18 protein-coding genes are annotated in these 16,155 nt (G+C 62.5%); 11 read left to right on the top strand and 7 right to left on the bottom strand.

From position 1 onward, the window contains the following. Nucleotides 1-61: 61 nt before the first annotated feature. From SB749_RS07650 to SB749_RS07630, 5 genes are all read left to right on the top strand, one after another. A complete protein-coding gene (locus SB749_RS07650; RefSeq protein ID WP_410709808.1) occupies nt 62-754 on the top strand; it encodes a fasciclin domain-containing protein in 693 nt (230 codons plus the stop codon). A 133-nt stretch (nt 755-887) separates the two neighbouring features. Further along, on the top strand, nt 888-1,544 hold the full coding sequence (locus SB749_RS07645) for a sigma-70 family RNA polymerase sigma factor (protein ID WP_410709807.1): 657 nt from the start codon (nt 888-890) through the stop codon (nt 1,542-1,544). Continuing rightward, on the top strand, nt 1,541-2,347 hold the full coding sequence (locus tag SB749_RS07640) for an anti-sigma factor domain-containing protein (RefSeq protein WP_410709806.1): 807 nt from the start codon (nt 1,541-1,543) through the stop codon (nt 2,345-2,347). The genes SB749_RS07645 and SB749_RS07640 overlap by 4 nt, the downstream gene beginning before the upstream one ends. Nucleotides 2,348-2,492: 145 nt before the next feature. Beyond that, a complete protein-coding gene (locus SB749_RS07635; protein ID WP_410709805.1) occupies nt 2,493-3,104 on the top strand; it encodes a hypothetical protein in 612 nt (203 codons plus the stop codon). Further along, entirely contained in the window at nt 3,101-3,835 is a 735-nt protein-coding gene (locus SB749_RS07630) for an RES family NAD+ phosphorylase (RefSeq protein WP_410709804.1), read from the top strand. The genes SB749_RS07635 and SB749_RS07630 overlap by 4 nt, the downstream gene beginning before the upstream one ends. A 29-nt stretch (nt 3,836-3,864) precedes the next feature. On the opposite strand, the gene SB749_RS07625 is transcribed toward SB749_RS07630, so the two are convergent. Continuing rightward, nucleotides 3,865-5,502, bottom strand: coding sequence for a hypothetical protein (locus SB749_RS07625; RefSeq protein WP_410709803.1), 1,638 nt, complete (start codon nt 5,500-5,502; stop codon nt 3,865-3,867). A 208-nt stretch (nt 5,503-5,710) separates the two neighbouring features. On the opposite strand from SB749_RS07625, the gene SB749_RS07620 reads away from it, so the two are divergent. Next, nucleotides 5,711-6,937, top strand: a complete 1,227-nt coding sequence (locus SB749_RS07620) for a YbfB/YjiJ family MFS transporter (RefSeq protein ID WP_410709802.1) — start codon at nt 5,711-5,713, stop codon at nt 6,935-6,937. Nucleotides 6,938-7,010: 73 nt separating this feature from the next. Here the strand turns inward: SB749_RS07620 and SB749_RS07615 are convergent, their stop codons facing one another. Next, nucleotides 7,011-7,748: an MBL fold metallo-hydrolase gene (locus SB749_RS07615; protein ID WP_410709801.1), complete on the bottom strand. Its 738-nt coding sequence runs from the start codon at nt 7,746-7,748 to the stop codon at nt 7,011-7,013. A 341-nt stretch (nt 7,749-8,089) separates the two neighbouring features. On the opposite strand from SB749_RS07615, the gene SB749_RS07610 reads away from it, so the two are divergent. Continuing rightward, nucleotides 8,090-8,233 carry a GPGG-motif small membrane protein gene (locus tag SB749_RS07610; RefSeq protein WP_162835624.1) on the top strand — a complete coding sequence of 48 codons (144 nt, stop codon included), beginning with the start codon at nt 8,090-8,092 and terminating at the stop codon, nt 8,231-8,233. A 131-nt stretch (nt 8,234-8,364) separates the two neighbouring features. Here SB749_RS07610 and SB749_RS07605 read toward each other — a convergent pair whose 3' ends face one another. The 5 genes from SB749_RS07605 to SB749_RS07585 are packed head-to-tail and all read right to left on the bottom strand — an operon-like array spanning nt 8,365 to nt 13,363. Beyond that, on the bottom strand, nt 8,365-9,075 hold the full coding sequence (locus SB749_RS07605; protein WP_039209172.1) for a glycosyltransferase: 711 nt from the start codon (nt 9,073-9,075) through the stop codon (nt 8,365-8,367). Next, nucleotides 9,072-10,484 (bottom strand): PIG-L family deacetylase, encoded by a 1,413-nt coding sequence (locus tag SB749_RS07600; RefSeq protein ID WP_410709800.1) that lies wholly within the window; start codon nt 10,482-10,484, stop codon nt 9,072-9,074. Before SB749_RS07600 ends, SB749_RS07605 begins: the two co-directional genes overlap by 4 nt. Further along, on the bottom strand, nt 10,474-11,529 hold the full coding sequence (locus SB749_RS07595; protein WP_410709799.1) for a hypothetical protein: 1,056 nt from the start codon (nt 11,527-11,529) through the stop codon (nt 10,474-10,476). The genes SB749_RS07600 and SB749_RS07595 overlap by 11 nt, the downstream gene beginning before the upstream one ends. 42 nt (nt 11,530-11,571) lie before the next feature. After that, nucleotides 11,572-12,660: a hypothetical protein gene (locus SB749_RS07590; protein ID WP_410709798.1), complete on the bottom strand. Its 1,089-nt coding sequence runs from the start codon at nt 12,658-12,660 to the stop codon at nt 11,572-11,574. A gap of 40 nt (nt 12,661-12,700) precedes the next feature. After that, nucleotides 12,701-13,363, bottom strand: coding sequence for a TetR/AcrR family transcriptional regulator (locus SB749_RS07585; protein WP_410709797.1), 663 nt, complete (start codon nt 13,361-13,363; stop codon nt 12,701-12,703). Between the two features lie 241 nt (nt 13,364-13,604). Between SB749_RS07585 and SB749_RS07580 the strand changes: the two genes are divergently transcribed. The 4 genes from SB749_RS07580 (at nt 13,605) to SB749_RS07565 (ending at nt 16,152) form a co-directional block, all read left to right on the top strand. Then, nucleotides 13,605-13,916: a general stress protein gene (locus SB749_RS07580; RefSeq protein ID WP_039209161.1), complete on the top strand. Its 312-nt coding sequence runs from the start codon at nt 13,605-13,607 to the stop codon at nt 13,914-13,916. A 96-nt stretch (nt 13,917-14,012) separates the two neighbouring features. Further along, a complete protein-coding gene (locus SB749_RS07575) occupies nt 14,013-14,210 on the top strand; it encodes a CsbD family protein (protein ID WP_039209159.1) in 198 nt (65 codons plus the stop codon). 84 nt (nt 14,211-14,294) lie between these two features. Continuing rightward, complete coding sequence (locus tag SB749_RS07570) at nt 14,295-15,755, top strand: trehalose-6-phosphate synthase (RefSeq protein ID WP_410709796.1); 1,461 nt, start codon at nt 14,295-14,297, stop codon at nt 15,753-15,755. After that, a complete protein-coding gene (locus SB749_RS07565) occupies nt 15,748-16,152 on the top strand; it encodes a hypothetical protein (protein ID WP_410709795.1) in 405 nt (134 codons plus the stop codon). Before SB749_RS07570 ends, SB749_RS07565 begins: the two co-directional genes overlap by 8 nt. Nucleotides 16,153-16,155 lie beyond the last annotated feature (3 nt).

The raw sequence follows: 16,155 nt of genomic DNA, 5'->3' as shown, positions 1-16,155 counted from the left end.
CAATGGAGACCACTTCACAGCTGTGCGCGAATACGCATCACTGTTGATTAGGAGAAGAACAATGAAGACACTGCTTCGCACACGCACCGCCACCATCCTCTCGGCCGGCGCCATCGGCCTGCTGGCTCTGAGCGGCTGCGGAATGGATTCCGGTTCCGGCGGGGAGGAGTCCGGTTCGGAATCGGGCAGCTCCGAATCTCAGCCCGCTGACTCGGGCGAGTCCGAGATGCCAGACGAGTCCGGCGACTCCTCCATGGCCGATTCCGACCTCGTCGGCAAGGGCTGCTCGGCTTACGCGGAGGCGAACCCGGACGGGGCCGGTTCTGTCGAGGGCATGGGCCAGGATCCGGTGGCCACTGCCGCCTCGAACAACCCGATGCTCACGACCCTGACCAAGGCTGTCTCGGGCAAGCTCAACCCCGATGTCGACCTCGTCGACACCCTCAACGGTGACGAGTTCACGGTCATCGCCCCGGTCGACGACGCCTTCGCCGATGTGCCCAAGGACGACCTCGACGCCCTGGCCAAGGACTCGGACCAGCTGACGAAGGTGCTGACCTACCACGTCATCCCCGGACAGCTCTCCCCCGATGAGATCGCCGGTGAACACGAGACCGTCGAAGGCTCGAAGGTGAAGATCTCCGGTGAGGGCGAGGACATGAAGTTCGACGATGCCGGACTGGTCTGCGGCGGAGTCAAGACCGCCAACGCCACGGTCTACATGGTCGACGCCGTGATGATGCCCAAGGACTGACATCCCATACTCCTCGCAGCACCGGCCAGGGATCGATCAGACATATCGCGATCGGCCCCTGGCCGCCCCTCCTTCCTCTCCTCACCACCGGAGAACGTGCCAGGCACTGTTCGGGGGATGAGAAGATTGGTGCATGAGTTCAGACGATCCGACGACGTTTCGACACAGTCCCCCGGGGTCTGCGCCACAACCCCGGCAACCGGCCCCCACCTCGACGGACACCACGTCTGGAGTCTACGGTTCGGCCGATCCCAGCGGTCAGCTGCTGCTGAGGATCAGCGAGGGTGACGCGGCGGCGTTCGAGGAACTCTTCACGAACCAGTCCAGGATCCTCATGGCCGTGATCGTCCGGATCGTCAAGAGCCAGTCACTGGCCGAGGAGGTCCTGCAGGAATGCTTCACCGAGGTGTGGACGCGGTGCTCGGGCTTCAATCCCGCGAAGGGAACGGGCCGGGCATGGTTGATCACTCTGTGTCGCAGACGGGCCATCGACTGCGTGCGCAGCGTCCAGTCCCAGCAGGACCGGGACCTCGCCGATGGACTGCGGTCCACCGCCGAGGCGGGTGATGAGGTCGAGCAGACCGTGATCGACCGGGCGGAATCGGACCGGACAGTCTCGGCGCTGAAGGGACTGCCGGAGGATCAGAGCAGACCGATCGTCATGGCGTTCTATCAGGGTCTGACCCACGCTCAGATCTCTGAGAATCTCCAGGTGCCGCTGGGCACCATCAAGTCACGGATCAGAGACGGAATGAAGAAGCTGCGAAAGGAATTGGAGGCGAGTCGATGAGCACCGATCGTGACTATCTGGCCGCCGGTCTGGCGCTCGGCGGACTCAGCGACTCCGAGCTCGCCGAGGCTCAGACGCTGGCCGATTCCGATGCCGACTTCCGTGCCGAGGTCGCCGTTTATGCCGACGTCATGGCCGAAGCAGCCGAGTCCGACGAGCCGGTCGAGGTCAGCTCGGAGACTCGACAGGCGATTCTCTCCATCCCCCAAACGCATGCGCAGCAGAGGTCGACGAACGGGCTGCTGAGCCCGGCGACGCATACGGAGGCGAACTCGACTGCAGCGAACCCGGTCTCCCTCGCGCCTCCGACCTCTCTGGCCGATCACCGCGAGTCACGTCGTCGCTCCTGGGTGCCTTATGCGGCCGCCGCGGCCGCGCTCATCGTCGCGGCTGGATCCGGGGTGACCGTCTGGCAGCAGACGCAGCGTCAGAACCAGCTCGAGGAGGATCTCACCGCCGCGCAGCAGCAGCTCGACGAATCCACACGGCTGATGCAAGCCGACGATCTGCGCACGAGCACGGACGAGCTTCCGGAGGGAGGAACGGTCACCGTGTCGTCCTCGGAGTCCGAACAGCTCATCCGGATCAGCCCCGACGGTGTCGGACGGGCTCCAGAGGGGAAATCAATGCAGATGTGGGTGATCGGCGATGAGGGGCCAGAAAGCGCCGGACTGATGACCGGAGAATCGACGACGATCGGCGGCCACACTTTCACCGACGGCAGCGTCTTCGGCATCACCATCGAGCCGGAAGGCGGATCCGATCAACCCACTACGGATCCGGTCGTGGCGATCAATCTATAGGGCCCGAGGTCAACCGCGAAGAGTTTTCCGCCCTTCGGGGAGTTGCTCCAAGACAGGCGAATTTGACGGCGAAATGTAGCGATTGAATAACCTGCTGCCGGAATTGCACAAGTGCTACACTGGAGAGTAGAAGTAGGAGGTTGCTATGACTGCACAGGCGCATCAACCTATGGCCCAGGATGAGCAGGTGGATTTCGAAGGGCTGAGTCCACACGAAGTTCAAGACGCCATCCGACTCTACAAACAGCGCAAACGGCTCCGGGTCTCCGGTCGCGCCACGCTGCGAAAGCACATCGACGAGGACTACGTCGAGAATGCGCAGATCGTCTCTGGAGCGACTCAGCGCCAGGCGGTCCGCAGCGGTGAGATCCGCAAGCGACTCCTCGAGGGCGAAGGTGCGGCCACCTACTCGACCGTGGCTGCCATGCGCGGCTCCAACGAGAAGGCTGCACGTCAGTGGGTGTCACGGCAGCGCCAAGAGCTGCGGCTATTCACCGTCGAGGCACAGGGGCGGATCCTCGTGCCCGCTTTTCAGCTCAACGACGAAGGCGACCTCGACAGGGCGATCAGCCGCATCATCGTCCAGCCGCTGCTCAAGGCCGGCGTCCGCCCTTGGGCAATCTGGGCATGGAGCACTCGGCCCACTGGACTCCTCAGCGGGCGGGTCCCTGCCAAGCTGGTCCACGAGAAGCCAGAGGTGGTTGAGAACGCGGTCAAGGTTCACGTCGATGATCTCGACTTCCCAGCTGGCGCATGAGTCCCGCATTCAAACCCGAAGCGCTGACCTGCCCGGAGCCGTCTACGTGCACGGTGGCGATCGGCGCACTGACTGACCTCGCTCGCAAAGGCCAGCTGCCGTCGACGTCCATCTCCGCAGACACAGCCTGGAGTCGCGTTTATGACTCCCGGTTCGGACGCACGGAGTTCAACCCCGGGTTCGGCAATGCACGGTTCTCCCCGTTCGACTCCGAACTGGCTGTGAACCGTGTTGCCGTTATTTACCTGGCCGGAACCCCGGAGGCTGCCCTGCTCGAAGGAAGTCTCCGGGATGTCAACGCGTACGGCATTCCAGAGGCTGAGGAGGAGCGCTTCCACGGACTTCTGCACGTCGAACTGCTTGCCTCGGAATATATGAAGGTTGCCGACTTTCGTGATCCGCAGTTGGATGATCTTGGCCTGAAACGGACAGCGATTTCGTCCAGCCCCAGCCAGCATTACCCCTGCACTCGCACTGTCGCCAAAGCCATCCATGCTTCGCCTCAGAATTTCAGCGGCATCATCTGGCATTCCCGGCAGGCTGAGGTCAGTCGATTGCCCCGGGTGCCAGTCATTGTCCTCTTCGAAGAGCGTCTGGCCCGGGGCCGGGACGCCTTCCGTCTCAACCCGGGACGGGACTCCATCGGCTCCCTTTACGAAGGCGAAGGGCGCGTGCAGCTCGATACGCTGCTTGACCGACTCGGTGTGTCCGTCGTCGACTATTGGGACTGATGACGGCCGGAGTGACCTAACCCAGCTACTCACCTTTTCGACATCACGAACACCGTCACCGAACTCCCGGCCAGGTCGATCCGCAGCTTCCCGTCGTCACCCATGCCACCTGAGGCAACCGGAGCCCCAGACGCATCCGGCGAGCTCGACGCCGGCGCTCCAGAGGAAGCCCCACTCGACGCCGAAGCCCCATCCCCACTAAAAGGAACTGAGTCAGGCAACGGATTCGCCGGAACCACCTGAGTCGCACTCTTCACATCGTTCGACGCCCCATAAACCTGAGAAGCCGACGACACACTGAACCGCGACGGCATCGCCAGCGTCACCGGATTCCCACCCACCGACGCCGCATCGTTCGCGTTGATCACCGTCGTAACCAGAGTCTTGCCGTCGTTCTTCACCACCGTGTAGGCGCTCATGTTCCCACCACCGGAAACCGAAGTCTTGGTGAAATGCCCACCGACACTCGGCACCAACAGCCGCAGCCCCAACATATTCGGACGAACTTGAAACGCATTCGACCGGTCCCCATGATCGGCCGGATCGCAGATGAGCGACATCGGCGCTCCCCCATTGCACGCCCCGAGCATCGAATGCATGGCCATCCGCTCCACACCGAGCGTCGCCGCATACATCGTGTAGTCAGCAGCCCACAACGCCGACGCGTTCGTCAGTGACGTGTCGTTCGTGCCCGGACAGCTCGTCGGCCCGGTCTCCTCGAGCCACAGCGGCAAATCCGCAGCGTCAGCCTTCGATTTCCCGATGCCGAGGTTCTTCTTCGCCGCCTTCTTCGCCAAGGGATCAATGAGGTTCGACGCCTGCGGCCCCCGCCCCGGAACCTGAGACGAATCGCATTCGTAGAGCTGATACCAGTGCTGCGAAATCGCCTTCTTATGTTCGACACCGGAGCCGGCGAAAGCCTCCATCCATGCCCCGTCGTAGACATCGGGACCGATGATCGGCGCATCCGGCCGTTTCGCATGGATGGCTTTGGCATACACCTCAAGCTGCTCCACGTATTTGTCCTTATTCCAGCCCTTGCCGCGCACGGCACCGCTGGGCACATCCTTGACGGTGTACCCGTTCGGTTCGTTGCCGATTGCCAGACCGACAAGAGAATCGCCGAGGATGTCGACCGCATGCGCGGCCATGTCCGCTCCGCGTTTCGGATCGTAGGTGCCCAGAGGAATGCCGATGGTGACGGACGAACCGGTGACGTCGACAAGCTTCTTCAGTCGCTTGAGGTCATTAGGAGTGACGGTCACCTTCTCAACGTGCTTCGGCTTCTCGCCCTTGGACGTCCAGAACGTCCTCCGGTCGAGAGCATTGCCGCCGAACCGCAGCGCCGGCGATCCGAGGGACTTCAACTGCTCGTCGAGGTTGGACTGCGACGGATCGAGCCGAGGATCGGCAAGGTCGGTGGCTTCGAACGAGATTCCGACATTGTCTGCTGTGAGGCCCGGGCCCGTTTTGTCGATGGATGCAGTCACCACCGCATCGTCTCCGGAGACCACTCCGGCAAATGACTGCTCGAATTCAGTCGGAGTAGGGCTCGGCTCCGGGGACTGGCTCGAGGACGACGAATCGTCCGAATCGAACCACGAACACCCCGACAGAACGAGGGCGAGCGCCACCACGCCACCCTGGATGCTCCTTATGAGGTTCACTCCGATAACTCTGCCCTGTCCCCACAGAATCAACAACTCCCACAGTGCCTTTCGAGACACCTCCCGCCCAAACAAGGCAAGACGTCCGCCTCCGCCACGTCGACGTCCGAAGTCCGAATCCCCACCCGCCGAGGCGGCCGCCCCGCGCTCATGGCATCGTAAGGGTGGAGACCACGCCACCTGAGCCCACCCGAGGAGAGGAACCGCCATGCCCGACAGCGTCGCCAGGCCCTCCTTCACCCCCGTTCGCGGGGCGCTCGGCCTTTCGGTGGCGATGGGCATGGGCCGGTTCTTCTATACCCCGGCCCTGCCCCTCATGGTCGCAGCCCTCCACTGGAGTTCGGCTCCCGGCGCATGGATCGCGACGCTCAACTACGTCGGCTACTTCATCGGCACCCTCGTCATCGCCCAAGGCTGGGTCGAACCCAACCGCTTCGTCTACCGCCTCAGCCTCATCGTCTCCACCGTGGGTCTCGCCGCGGTCGCCCTGACCCCGAACCTCATCTGGCAGGGCGGCATCCGCACGATCGCCGGAATCGCCTCGGGGCTGATCTTCGTGTGCGTGACCCAACGCATTCCCGCGAACTCCCGCAGGCCCCGCGACGGCGGCATCTCCTACGGCGGAGTCGGCTTCGGCATCCTCGTCTCCGGAGCCATGGTGCTCGCCGCCGGCAGCGTCGCCGACTGGCGCCAACTGTGGCTCATCTGCGCGGCCGTATCCGCGATCTTCTCCATCATCGCCTGGACCTGGCCGATCCCCGCCCGGATCCCACAGACCACCACCCCCACCGAGGCGGCCGACCCGGCCGAGATCACCACCGACCGCTCCCCCGCAGACATCACCAGACCCAACACCGACGATCCCGCCGAGGCGGTCACCCCCTTTGCGGCCAACCGTCGCCGAGCCATGGCGATCCTCTCCACCGGCTACTTCTTCCAAGGCGGCGGCTACATCATCATCGGCACCTACCTCGTGGTGCTGGCCGGTCCCGTTTTCGGAACAACCGCGGCCGCCTCGACGTGGCTCATCGCCGGGATCGCAACAGCGGCGTCTCCCCTGACCTGGTCAGCGGTCGCCGCCCGCATCGGCACGGTCAAGGCACTGACCGTCTGCTACTGCCTCCAGGTCTTCGGTGCCCTGCTCGCGGTCTTCGGATCCTCACCGGTCGTCCTCATCATCGCTGCCGCCCTCTTCGGCTTCACCTTCATCGGGGTGGTCATGATGACGATCGGCGTCGGCACGCAGATGGGCGTCGCGAACGCCTCGGCGAAGCTGACGTCCTGGTACAGCATCGGTCAGATCGTCGGACCGGCCATCGTCGCGGCGGCCCTGAGCGAGCACATCGCCGCCGCCTTCGTCGCCTCGGCGATCGCTCTGGCCATCGCCATGGTCCTGACCTTGGTCGGCGTCCTCACCGGCAATGTCGGGCGGTGACGCGTGCCGGCCATCTCTGTGTCTCGGCGGTCAGCTGCCAACGGCCCTCCGCCGCGGTTGCCGGTGCGAGCGGTCAGAAAGCTATGCGCAAGTCGGGTTCGGCGGTGAGGACCTCTCCATCGAAGTGCGCGCCTGCATCTTCAGCGGACGCTGAACGGTCATTGCCTGGCCAGAAATGGGTGAGAAGCAGCCGCTTGGCACCGGCTCTCTGAGCCCACTCACCGGCTTCGGAAGCAGTCAATAGGTTGCGGCGGGTGCTGTCCTGCTCGCCGGGTCGGTCGGTGGCATCAACGATGTAGAGATCGGCTGCGCGACCGAGATCAGCGAGTCCCGGATGCGGTCCGGTGTCTCCGGTGAAGGCGACCGCTGCCGTCGCGGTCTCGAGGCGAACTCCGTAATTGGGCACGAAATGCGGCAAAGACACGGAGCTGAGCCTCAAAGGCCCGACTTCGAAGTGCCCAGGCAGAAGATGGATGTCGAATGCCGAGGTCATGTCGAGGCCTGGTTCCACAGCGCCGAGGAGGTCGATGACTCCGGCGGGGCAGTACAGCGGCAGCTTCTTCGTCGGTGTCTCGGCATACTGACGGAAACGGAACAGCGCGTGAAGATCGATGCAGTGGTCAGGGTGTTCGTGAGTGATGACAACTGCATCGATCTCAGCATCTGGCACATGGCTCAACAGGCGCGGGAACGTGCCATAGCCGAGATCGAGCACAAGTCGGAACCCATCCCAGTCAAGGAAATAGCCGCTGCAAGCCTCCCCTGGGACGGGGTGGGCGGCCGAGGCTCCGAGGACCGTGAGTGTACGCATCACATCAGCCTGTCACGCCTGCCTCGTACCGTCCACATTCTTCGTCATACGGGGGTCGGGACCGATCGCCTCTCTCACTCCGCTGTGGCCGCGAAGACGACCCCTCTGTGAAGGAGGAGGTATCGTTCGCGGTGTTTACGCTGTAATCTTCTCGGCGAGTGCTGTTTGAGGTCGGCAGACTCGGAGGATGCAAAGGCACATGGAATCGCACCCTTCGGCCGGCCAAGTGAAAGGCAGCTCTCCGACGTCGTTGCGCTCAGCCTCGGCGTTGATCAGATTCCGCACCGGCTATCGATCCGGTGGTGCCACGCTCACAGCGAAACCGATAAGGAAGAGAAATTATGGCTATTGTCCTATGGATCCTCGCAGCGCTGCTCGTCGTCTCGGGCGTCTTCGCGATCTTGCGTAAGCAGATTCTTTGGGGCGTCGTCCTCATCGTCGTCGGCTGCCTCGTGGGGCCAGGAGGGGTGAGCATCTTCGCCTGATCTGCTCGCACCGTCACGTGAGGCGTCTCTCTCCGGAGGGGCGCCTCACGTGCAGGTGGAGAACGAGTCAGGACCAGAGCGCCACCGCCCCGTAAGCGCCCCGATCTTCGGGACCGGAAGGCACCACCGCTTCAGCTCAGCTGCCGCAGATAGCTGCTGAATCCGCCGCGCGTGCGACCGGACAGACGAGCAGACGTGAGCACTCTGCAGTCGTCGGTTCTGCGGATATCTCCGCCCTCCCGCAGCACCGCGTCGACGATTGCCTCGTCCTCACCGCACACCAGCGGCGGTACGCCGCCCATGGCTTCGAGCACGCCGGCGCGCAGACCCATGTTCGCTCCGAATATGTACGGGTGGTTCTCGAGCAGTTCGTGGTTGGCATGCCAAGCTGCGATCAGTTCGGTCGATGCTGTCTCCGGGCGTGGGGCCACAGTGCCCACCAGGCAATCGACACCTGTAGCGGCGAGTTCAAGATGTGTGGTGATCCAATGTTCGGGCACTCTGCTGTCGGCGTCTGTGAATGCGATCCACGCCGAGTCGGAGTCTTGCTCTGTCGTCGATTTCTCTGTTCGCATGAAGTGCCTCCATCCGAAGTCGCGGGCTCGACCCACGGACTGAAAAGAGGTCGCGAGGACGAAGACGTCGCGATGTCGGGCGGCGAAATCCTCGACGATGCCCTCCGTGGCATCGGTGCAGGCATCTGCCACGACAAGTACTCGAAACCGACAGTCGATGCCTCTCTCGACAGCGCATGAGCGCGATCGCTGCACCGACTCGAGGCACCCGAGGATGTCTTCCTCCTCATTATGAGCCGGGATGATCACACCCAAACGCGTGATCATGCGTGCCCCTCGGCCGCGGATGGGCGGAAATCCTTGTCGATCGTGATGATGTCCAGACGATAATCCCCTTCATACCGGTGTTCGATCCGATGACGAGGCCAGGCGCCTAAGCAGATGCGATGCACTTCATCGGCATCCAGTGGCCAATCGTCGATCTCTCCCCTCCAATGGCAGAGCACGAGGACGAAACGAACCGTTGTCGAGCCATCGATCTTCTCCAAGGTGTCGAAGAGCTGGGAACGACTGAGGTAGAAGCCGGTCTCCGACAGCACGACGCAGTCGAAAGTGCCCTGGGGCCACTCGAAGGGAATGGTGGCATGGACGAAGTTGATTGCCGATGAAGGCGCAGCCCCTCGGCGTCTGGCGATTCGCAGAGCCTGCGAACTCGCATCGACTGCCGTCACCTGCGCCCCGACACCAGCGAGCTCATGGGTCAGAGCGCCGACCGAGCAGCCGATCTCAAGGATATGAGCGTACGGAACCGCAGGCAGATGGGTGAGGAGATTCCGGCGTTTTGCGATCTCATATTCGGAACTCCACACCTGCCAGGGGTCACACCGTTGAACGTGGACTTCGTCGAAGACCGCAGAGGCCGCACTGGCGTCGTGGAGCGTCTGTGAGCTGCCGCCGCCGCAGGAAACCGGAGCCGCACCGTCGCGGAAGTCCGAGACCGCGAAGATGTCTCCGCCACGACGGAAGTGTTCGAGATGAGCGGGGCTGAGGATTGCTTCGTCTCCGGGCTGATCGGATAGCGCTGACACCTGCGACGGATACCCGTCGAACACTGCCTGCCTGTCGAAGTTCGCTGGATCGGGCAGAAACGACCAGCTGCGCCACGCCTCGTCGGCGGGGTCTGCCCAACGCCAGTACCAGATCGGGTACTCGAGCACCGTCGTGTGGCGGTCACGCCCCAGCTGCAGGGCTGCTGCTCCGATCGCCTCATGATCGCCATGTCCGTCCCGGCTGTAGGGTGAGACGAGCACGACGTGCCCCTGGTGCTGGTCCACTTCGACCGCGATCTCGTCGACGATCCTCTGGCTGAATGCGTCCAGCTGCCCATCAGGCAACCCCACGAAACGGCGGGACAGACGCTCGTGATCAAACAGATCCAGTGCCGCATCGAACTCGCGCAGACGCATCTCTCTGAGTTCCTTCGTCGAGTGGGTGGGAGACGCCGGATGGGATCGTTCCCCTGCGGTGAAGAGCAGGACGACGACTCGATGAGCGGACCGGCGCAGGCGGGCCAGCAGGCCGGCGGCTCCAAGGGCCTCATCGTCCGGATGTGCGGCAAGGATGATGAACGTGGCCCCGGCAGGCATGGCCTCGACCCCGAGCGCGGGAAGATCCTGCACACCGGCTTCCCTCCAACAGGCTTCGGGCGTGCCGGTGTCACGATGGTCAAAACCCATTGTGGTCGACCTTCGTGCGAAGTTCCGTGCCGAGAGCGGCTTCATCGCGTGGACCGTGGTGCTGACTGATGTAGACGGTGAGGTCAGCGTCGGCTTTGGCGAAGCCGACATCGCCTGTCAGCGCCGCCGGTCCCGCGATTTCGCGACTCAGGTGCTGGATCCGGCGAACTCCTGAGTAGACGATATTGCGCACTGTCAGGGCCACGGTCCAGGCACGTGCACGGGAGTACTCGTCACCCCCGTCGGCTGCGGCCGCTGCCTGCGCGAAGACGCTGCGAATCGAGAAGATCTCAGCCTCGAGCTGACCGATCAGCATCTCACCGACTGTGGATGGGTTGGAGCGCTTGCTGTGCCGTCGCACGGCATTTCTTGCCAGTCCCACGGCGGCGCCGAACCAACATGCTGCCACTCGGATGCCTCCCCAAGCGAATGCAGTTCGATCCAGGTACCAGTTCGGCGGACCGAGGACGGTGACGGGCGTTTTCGTGAATGCGACACTTCCGCTCGGGATCTCCTGCAGCCCCACGCTCGGCCAGGCAGTCGGCTGGGCCTGCGCTCGGGGGTCCCTGAGGTCCACGGCACAGGCGTACGATCCCCCGTCGCTGCCGGCGATGACGATGGCGTGCGAGAGTTCGGCGGCCAAGGAACACCAGGCTTTTTCTCCATCGATCACGGTCTGTTCGCCATCTGCACCCACGGTGAGGACGCGAGCTGGAGACTCGGCGGCGTAGACCCCCCAGGTCGAGCCATCGGGTGCGTCGTGTCCGGCTTCGGCAAGGATGCCCAGCGCATCCACATGGGGTTCGAGCATCCGAGCGACAGCGACATCGACGGCCGCCACCTCGAGCAGCGACTCCCACTGCCGCATCTGAGACGACGTCCCGGTGAGTTCGAGAAATCGACTCAAGGCGCGAACCTTGTCAGCGGTCTGCGCATTGCTGGTGACCAGCTTCCTGAGCTCGTCGTGGCAGGCAGGTTCGTCGCGCCAGGAGCCCAGAGGCGCCGAAATCATCCCAGTGACGTCTAACCGATGCTGTGTGTTCATGTCGAGTCTTTCTGAAATCGTCGGGCAGGTCCTTATCAGCCATCAGGCGGTCTGGCTGACATCATCTGTGTCCGGGTGGTTGTCGGTGTAGACCCGTTGGCGCATACGCTGTCCGTGAGTCAGTCGTTTCACATCTACGTCGGAGTCGAAGCTTGCGCCGATACCGCCGGCAACGACGCCCATCGCTGCGCTGAGCCAGGCGATATCGAGATAGTTGGCGACCGCCGCCTCCTGCTGGATCTGGGCTGACATGAACTCGGGGTCGATGACGACGAGGCCGCCCAGCAGAATGAAGCCGACCAGTCCCGCGTAGAGCGCGAGCACGGTGATCAGCAGGGTCAGGACGGTCGACAAGTTGTAGTACATCACTACCGTCGCCAGGTTGTCTTTGCGTGGTTCGTCCCAGAGTTTGTGGTTGATGATCAGCCAGGTGACCATGACCAGGATGGCGGCCGCGCCGATCGACAGCAGCCGCGTGGTGGACAGATAGGTCGACATCTGCCAGATGGAACTGTAGAAGATGCCGAAAGCTCCTGTGGCCGATGCCGCGGCGAGGGCTCCAGAAAGCTTCGGGACGGTGCGCCACGGGTCGTTGGCCATCGTCATTCCCAGAACCAGACGTGGGCCTCCGGTGATGGTGTGTGCATGCAGCGACTGGTGCTGTGCGTCTTCGTTGTCGGACCAGTCGGACCAGCGCAGCAGAAACCGGCGGGTCGTGTCTTCGGGATCCCACGGCACCAACTTGTTGACCGAACTCATCAGCACTTTGATGATGCGGCGCTTGGTCGACCATGCGCCAAGAGTGGGACAGGACACGATCGCTAAGTTGCTGTCGGAATGGACCTCGGCGATCAGCGGGTCGCCCTGAGTATGGCGCGGGATCTCGGTGAGGATCAGAACGATGTTGACGTCCGGGTAGTCGGCCCGAAGGTCCTCGACAGCGCTGAGGTCGAGTTCGCTTTCCGGTGTCAAGCGGATGGTGTCAGTCGCCGTGTACAAGGTCGTTGTGACCCCATACGCGTCTTGCAGAAGCCTTTCGAGTCGTTGATGAATAGCGGCCGCTCGGCGGCTGGGCAGGCCCGGGTCGGCCACGAGAAGGACCTGGAGGGCCTCTGAAGAGGTGTCGAGCATATTGATCCTTCTCAGCTCAGTGAGCTGTCTGAGGGTATGGCTAATTGGTTGGTGAGAGGCGGATGCGTTCGATGAGTTCGTCGAGGGCATCGTCGAACTGGCGTTGGCGATGATCTTCGCTGAGCAGGTCACTCAGCTCGTTCACGGTGGGATACTCCGATAAGTCGGAGTCGTCATCGGGCCTGTCGTGATCGTCTTCGTCGGTGATGGCGAAATTCGTGGAATGGACTTGCAGGAGCAGATCCCCGATGAGAAAGCTGGTGAACGATTTGTAGGCACCGACCGCGGCCGCATCGGAGAACTCGAATTGCTGCAGAGTGGAGAGGAACTCTTCGACCCAGCGCAGGCTGCGCAATGGAGGACGCAGCCACGGGGCTTGGGACGGTTGAGTAGCGATCAGGGGAAAGATCCCGGGATGATCGAGCGCCAGTTCTTTCGTCGTGTTGGCCACCCGCTGGAGATAGTCCTCCCACGATGACGGCGTCTGCCTCATCAGCCGGTTATCGAACAGACTGTCGATGAGACCTTCGACCATCGCTTCGAGAAGGTCTTCGCGTCCGGAGACATGCCTATACAAGGCCATGGCTTCGACCCCGAGGGACTGCCCGAGGCGTCGCATTGTCAGCGCATCGAGTCCGTGTACGTCGACGAAGGTGATCGCCGCTCGCACGATGTCGTTTCTGGTCAGACGGTTCTGGGCCATGGGATCCTCCCTGCCCGAATTGACAACGTTGAACCTGCTCACTCGCGTCACATGTCACACAGTCCAGGACCTCCTTTCGTTGCTCAGTCGCGATTAGCGCGTAAACACTTTTATGCTATGCCGTCCAGGCTACATCGGCACCGCAAAAACGAGAACCCCCTGCAAAATTCGCCGTAGGCTCTTCGCGCAGACCCACAGTGTCTGTTAGCGTGATTACGTCGTAAACATGAAAGGAGTCGACATGAAACCCGCAGTCAAAGAATTCCAGGACGATACCGCACTGATGGATGAAGTGAAGCGCCAGGCGGCAGCGGGCATCGCCAAGGATGACCTCTTCGTCATCTCCCATGACGATGACCGCACCGACCGCGTCGCAGGCAGCGTCAACGCCAACGAACCCGACGATCTCAGCAATCTCGTGGGCACCCGGTACGACAAGAAGGGCGACGAGCTGCGTGCGATCTTCGAGGAGTTCGGCTTCACGTCGAACGAGTCCGACGACCTCGAAGAGAAGCTCGACCACGGCAAGATCCTGCTGCTGATCAACAGCTGACGCACAGGCAGCCGAACACTTCTCACACAGAATCTCCCATCGCATCGGATCCTGCCTGCTTGCGCGAGACCGGTCATGCACGCGAAAGGAAGAAAGATGAACGACAGCTCCCCCGAAGTCGACAAGCTCAAGGGCTCCGCGAAATCTGCCGCAGGCAAGGCCAGCGGTGACAAAGGACTGGAGGCCGAAGGCAAGACCGACAAGATCCAGGCCGAGGGCAGACAAGCCGCAGAAGAGATCAGGGACACGGCTCGTGAAGCCGCCGAATCTCTGAGGAACGGTCCGAAGCACTGACGTTGCCCGGAGGAAGGGCGAGGACCAGGTTCTCGCCCTTCCGCTGCCCCGGCAGGAGAAGAACTCAACGAGTCTCAGCGGCAGATGAGTCAGAAGAGCGAGAAGAACATGGCAGAGACCAACCCTGAACATTCGTTCATCGTCCTGGCGAACCGCTTACCCGTCGACCGGTGCGAAGACACCTGGCAGGCCGCGCCGGGAGGCCTCGTCTCCGCACTTGCGCCGATGGTCAGAGCCGAACGTGGGGCGTGGCTCGGCTGGGCTGGATGCTTCGACGAAACGATCGTGCCATTCGAATTCGACCAGATGTCACTCGTTCCTGTCCCATTGACTGAGGCAGAACATCGCGCCTATTACGAGGGGTTCTCCAATGGCGTGCTGTGGCCGCTCTACCACGACCTCATCGTCACCCCTCAGTACCATCGCACTTGGTGGCGCGCATACGAGGCGATCAATTCCCGGTTCGCGCAGGCGGCCGTCCGATCGGCCGCCTCTGGAGCCACCATCTGGGTCCACGACTATCATCTGCAACTGGTCCCGCACATGATCAGGCAGCTCCGACCCGACGTGCGAATCGGCTTCTTCAACCACATTCCGTTTCCCCCCGTCGAGCTGTTCGGGCAGCTGCCCTGGCGCAGAGAAGTCGTCGAAGGTCTGCTCGGGGCCGACGTCATCGGATTCCAGCGCAACTCGGACGCGGAGAACTTCCGGTCGGCAGCGCGGAAATTTGCAGTCGATGTCGATGCCCCGTCTCCCTTGATCGATGCTTTTCCCATCTCGGTCGATACCGCTGCAATCCGCGAAGCCGCAGACTCTGCGACCGTCGTTCGGTCGGCGGCCCGGATCCGCCACGATCTCGGCGATCCGGACGTTCTGATGTTGGGCATCGATCGTCTCGACTACACCAAAGGCATCCCCCACCGCCTCCGGGCGTTCGATGAACTCCTCGCCGACGACCTGCTCTCACCGAAGACGACGAACTTCCTGCAGGTGGCTGTGCCCTCTCGCGAAGGAATCGCAGCGTACCAGGACCTCCGCGACGAAGTGGAGCGACTGGTGGGACGGATCAATGGTCGTTTCGCGACGCTGGGTCGCGGCATCGTCCAATACTCACACCATTCGTATTCGTTCGAGGACACTGTGGCCCTGTACCTCGCTGCCGATGTCCTCGTAGTATCGTCCCTCCGCGACGGGATGAATCTCGTTGCCAAGGAATTCGTCACCGCCCGTAGAAATCGAGGCGGAGCGCTTGTGCTCTCGGAGTTCGCAGGCGCAGTCGACGAACTCGCCGAAGCCATCGTCGTCAATCCGCATGACATCTCAGAGCTGAAGAACGGGATGCACCAGGCCGCAAGCCTGGACACCGCCCAGGCACGAGAGCGCATTGCAGCGATGGCGGTAACGGTCGAGGACCATGATGTACATCGCTGGGCCCAAAGGTTCCTCGCAGCTTTGCAAGCAGCCGCGCCGCTCGGTCCCGCAACGGAAAAGTCAGCGACTGACCATCATGACCGAGCCGCGCAGAAGGTTACATCTTTTGATTGACGACGCAATCGACTCGATCGGCGGCGTCCCACGCACGATCTCATCCCGCGGCGCCCACCTCATATCCGAATACTTCACTGAGAGCGACATGAATTCCTATATCCTGCTCAACAACCGCGAGGCATCGAAATACGACCTCTACCTTCCGGGCCGACTCGTGGCGGCCCTTCACTACAATCTTGTCCCCGCCGAAAACACGATGATGTTCGTCTACTGCGAAGCGATTGAGAAGACAGAGGCGAACAGACACTGCCGGGAGCTGATGCGACAGGCGACTGAGCACGCCAGGAACCGCCGTCTCGAACTCACCATCCCCTGCCCCATCGCGCGCAGAGCCCTGCAGGAGGCTTTGGCAGAGGTCATGAGCACCGATGATCTCGTCCCCGACGAACGGTGAAAC

It is taken from the genome of Brevibacterium sp. SIMBA_078 (genome assembly GCF_046534565.1).
Classification (GTDB): Bacteria; Actinomycetota; Actinomycetes; order Actinomycetales; family Brevibacteriaceae; genus Brevibacterium.
This window is presented reverse-complemented; position numbering and strand designations above follow the sequence as displayed.

Bases quoted from the DNA above. Each gene is read 5' to 3' on its own strand.
- SB749_RS07575 (WP_039209159.1), top strand. From the start codon at position 14,013: ATGAACGACAGCTCCCCCGAAGTCGACAAGCTCAAGGGCTCCGCGAAA.
- SB749_RS07570 (WP_410709796.1), top strand. From the start codon at position 14,295: ATGAGTCAGAAGAGCGAGAAGAACATGGCAGAGACCAACCCTGAACAT.
- SB749_RS07610 (WP_162835624.1), top strand. From the start codon at position 8,090: ATGGCTATTGTCCTATGGATCCTCGCAGCGCTGCTCGTCGTCTCGGGC.
- SB749_RS07635 (WP_410709805.1), top strand. From the start codon at position 2,493: ATGACTGCACAGGCGCATCAACCTATGGCCCAGGATGAGCAGGTGGAT.
- SB749_RS07615 (WP_410709801.1), bottom strand. From the start codon at position 7,748: ATGCGTACACTCACGGTCCTCGGAGCCTCGGCCGCCCACCCCGTCCCA.
- SB749_RS07650 (WP_410709808.1), top strand. From the start codon at position 62: ATGAAGACACTGCTTCGCACACGCACCGCCACCATCCTCTCGGCCGGC.
- SB749_RS07600 (WP_410709800.1), bottom strand. From the start codon at position 10,484: ATGGGTTTTGACCATCGTGACACCGGCACGCCCGAAGCCTGTTGGAGG.
- SB749_RS07585 (WP_410709797.1), bottom strand. From the start codon at position 13,363: ATGGCCCAGAACCGTCTGACCAGAAACGACATCGTGCGAGCGGCGATC.
- SB749_RS07605 (WP_039209172.1), bottom strand. From the start codon at position 9,075: ATGATCACGCGTTTGGGTGTGATCATCCCGGCTCATAATGAGGAGGAA.
- SB749_RS07620 (WP_410709802.1), top strand. From the start codon at position 5,711: ATGCCCGACAGCGTCGCCAGGCCCTCCTTCACCCCCGTTCGCGGGGCG.
- SB749_RS07590 (WP_410709798.1), bottom strand. From the start codon at position 12,660: ATGCTCGACACCTCTTCAGAGGCCCTCCAGGTCCTTCTCGTGGCCGAC.
- SB749_RS07630 (WP_410709804.1), top strand. From the start codon at position 3,101: ATGAGTCCCGCATTCAAACCCGAAGCGCTGACCTGCCCGGAGCCGTCT.
- SB749_RS07645 (WP_410709807.1), top strand. From the start codon at position 888: ATGAGTTCAGACGATCCGACGACGTTTCGACACAGTCCCCCGGGGTCT.
- SB749_RS07640 (WP_410709806.1), top strand. From the start codon at position 1,541: ATGAGCACCGATCGTGACTATCTGGCCGCCGGTCTGGCGCTCGGCGGA.
- SB749_RS07580 (WP_039209161.1), top strand. From the start codon at position 13,605: ATGAAACCCGCAGTCAAAGAATTCCAGGACGATACCGCACTGATGGAT.
- SB749_RS07595 (WP_410709799.1), bottom strand. From the start codon at position 11,529: ATGAACACACAGCATCGGTTAGACGTCACTGGGATGATTTCGGCGCCT.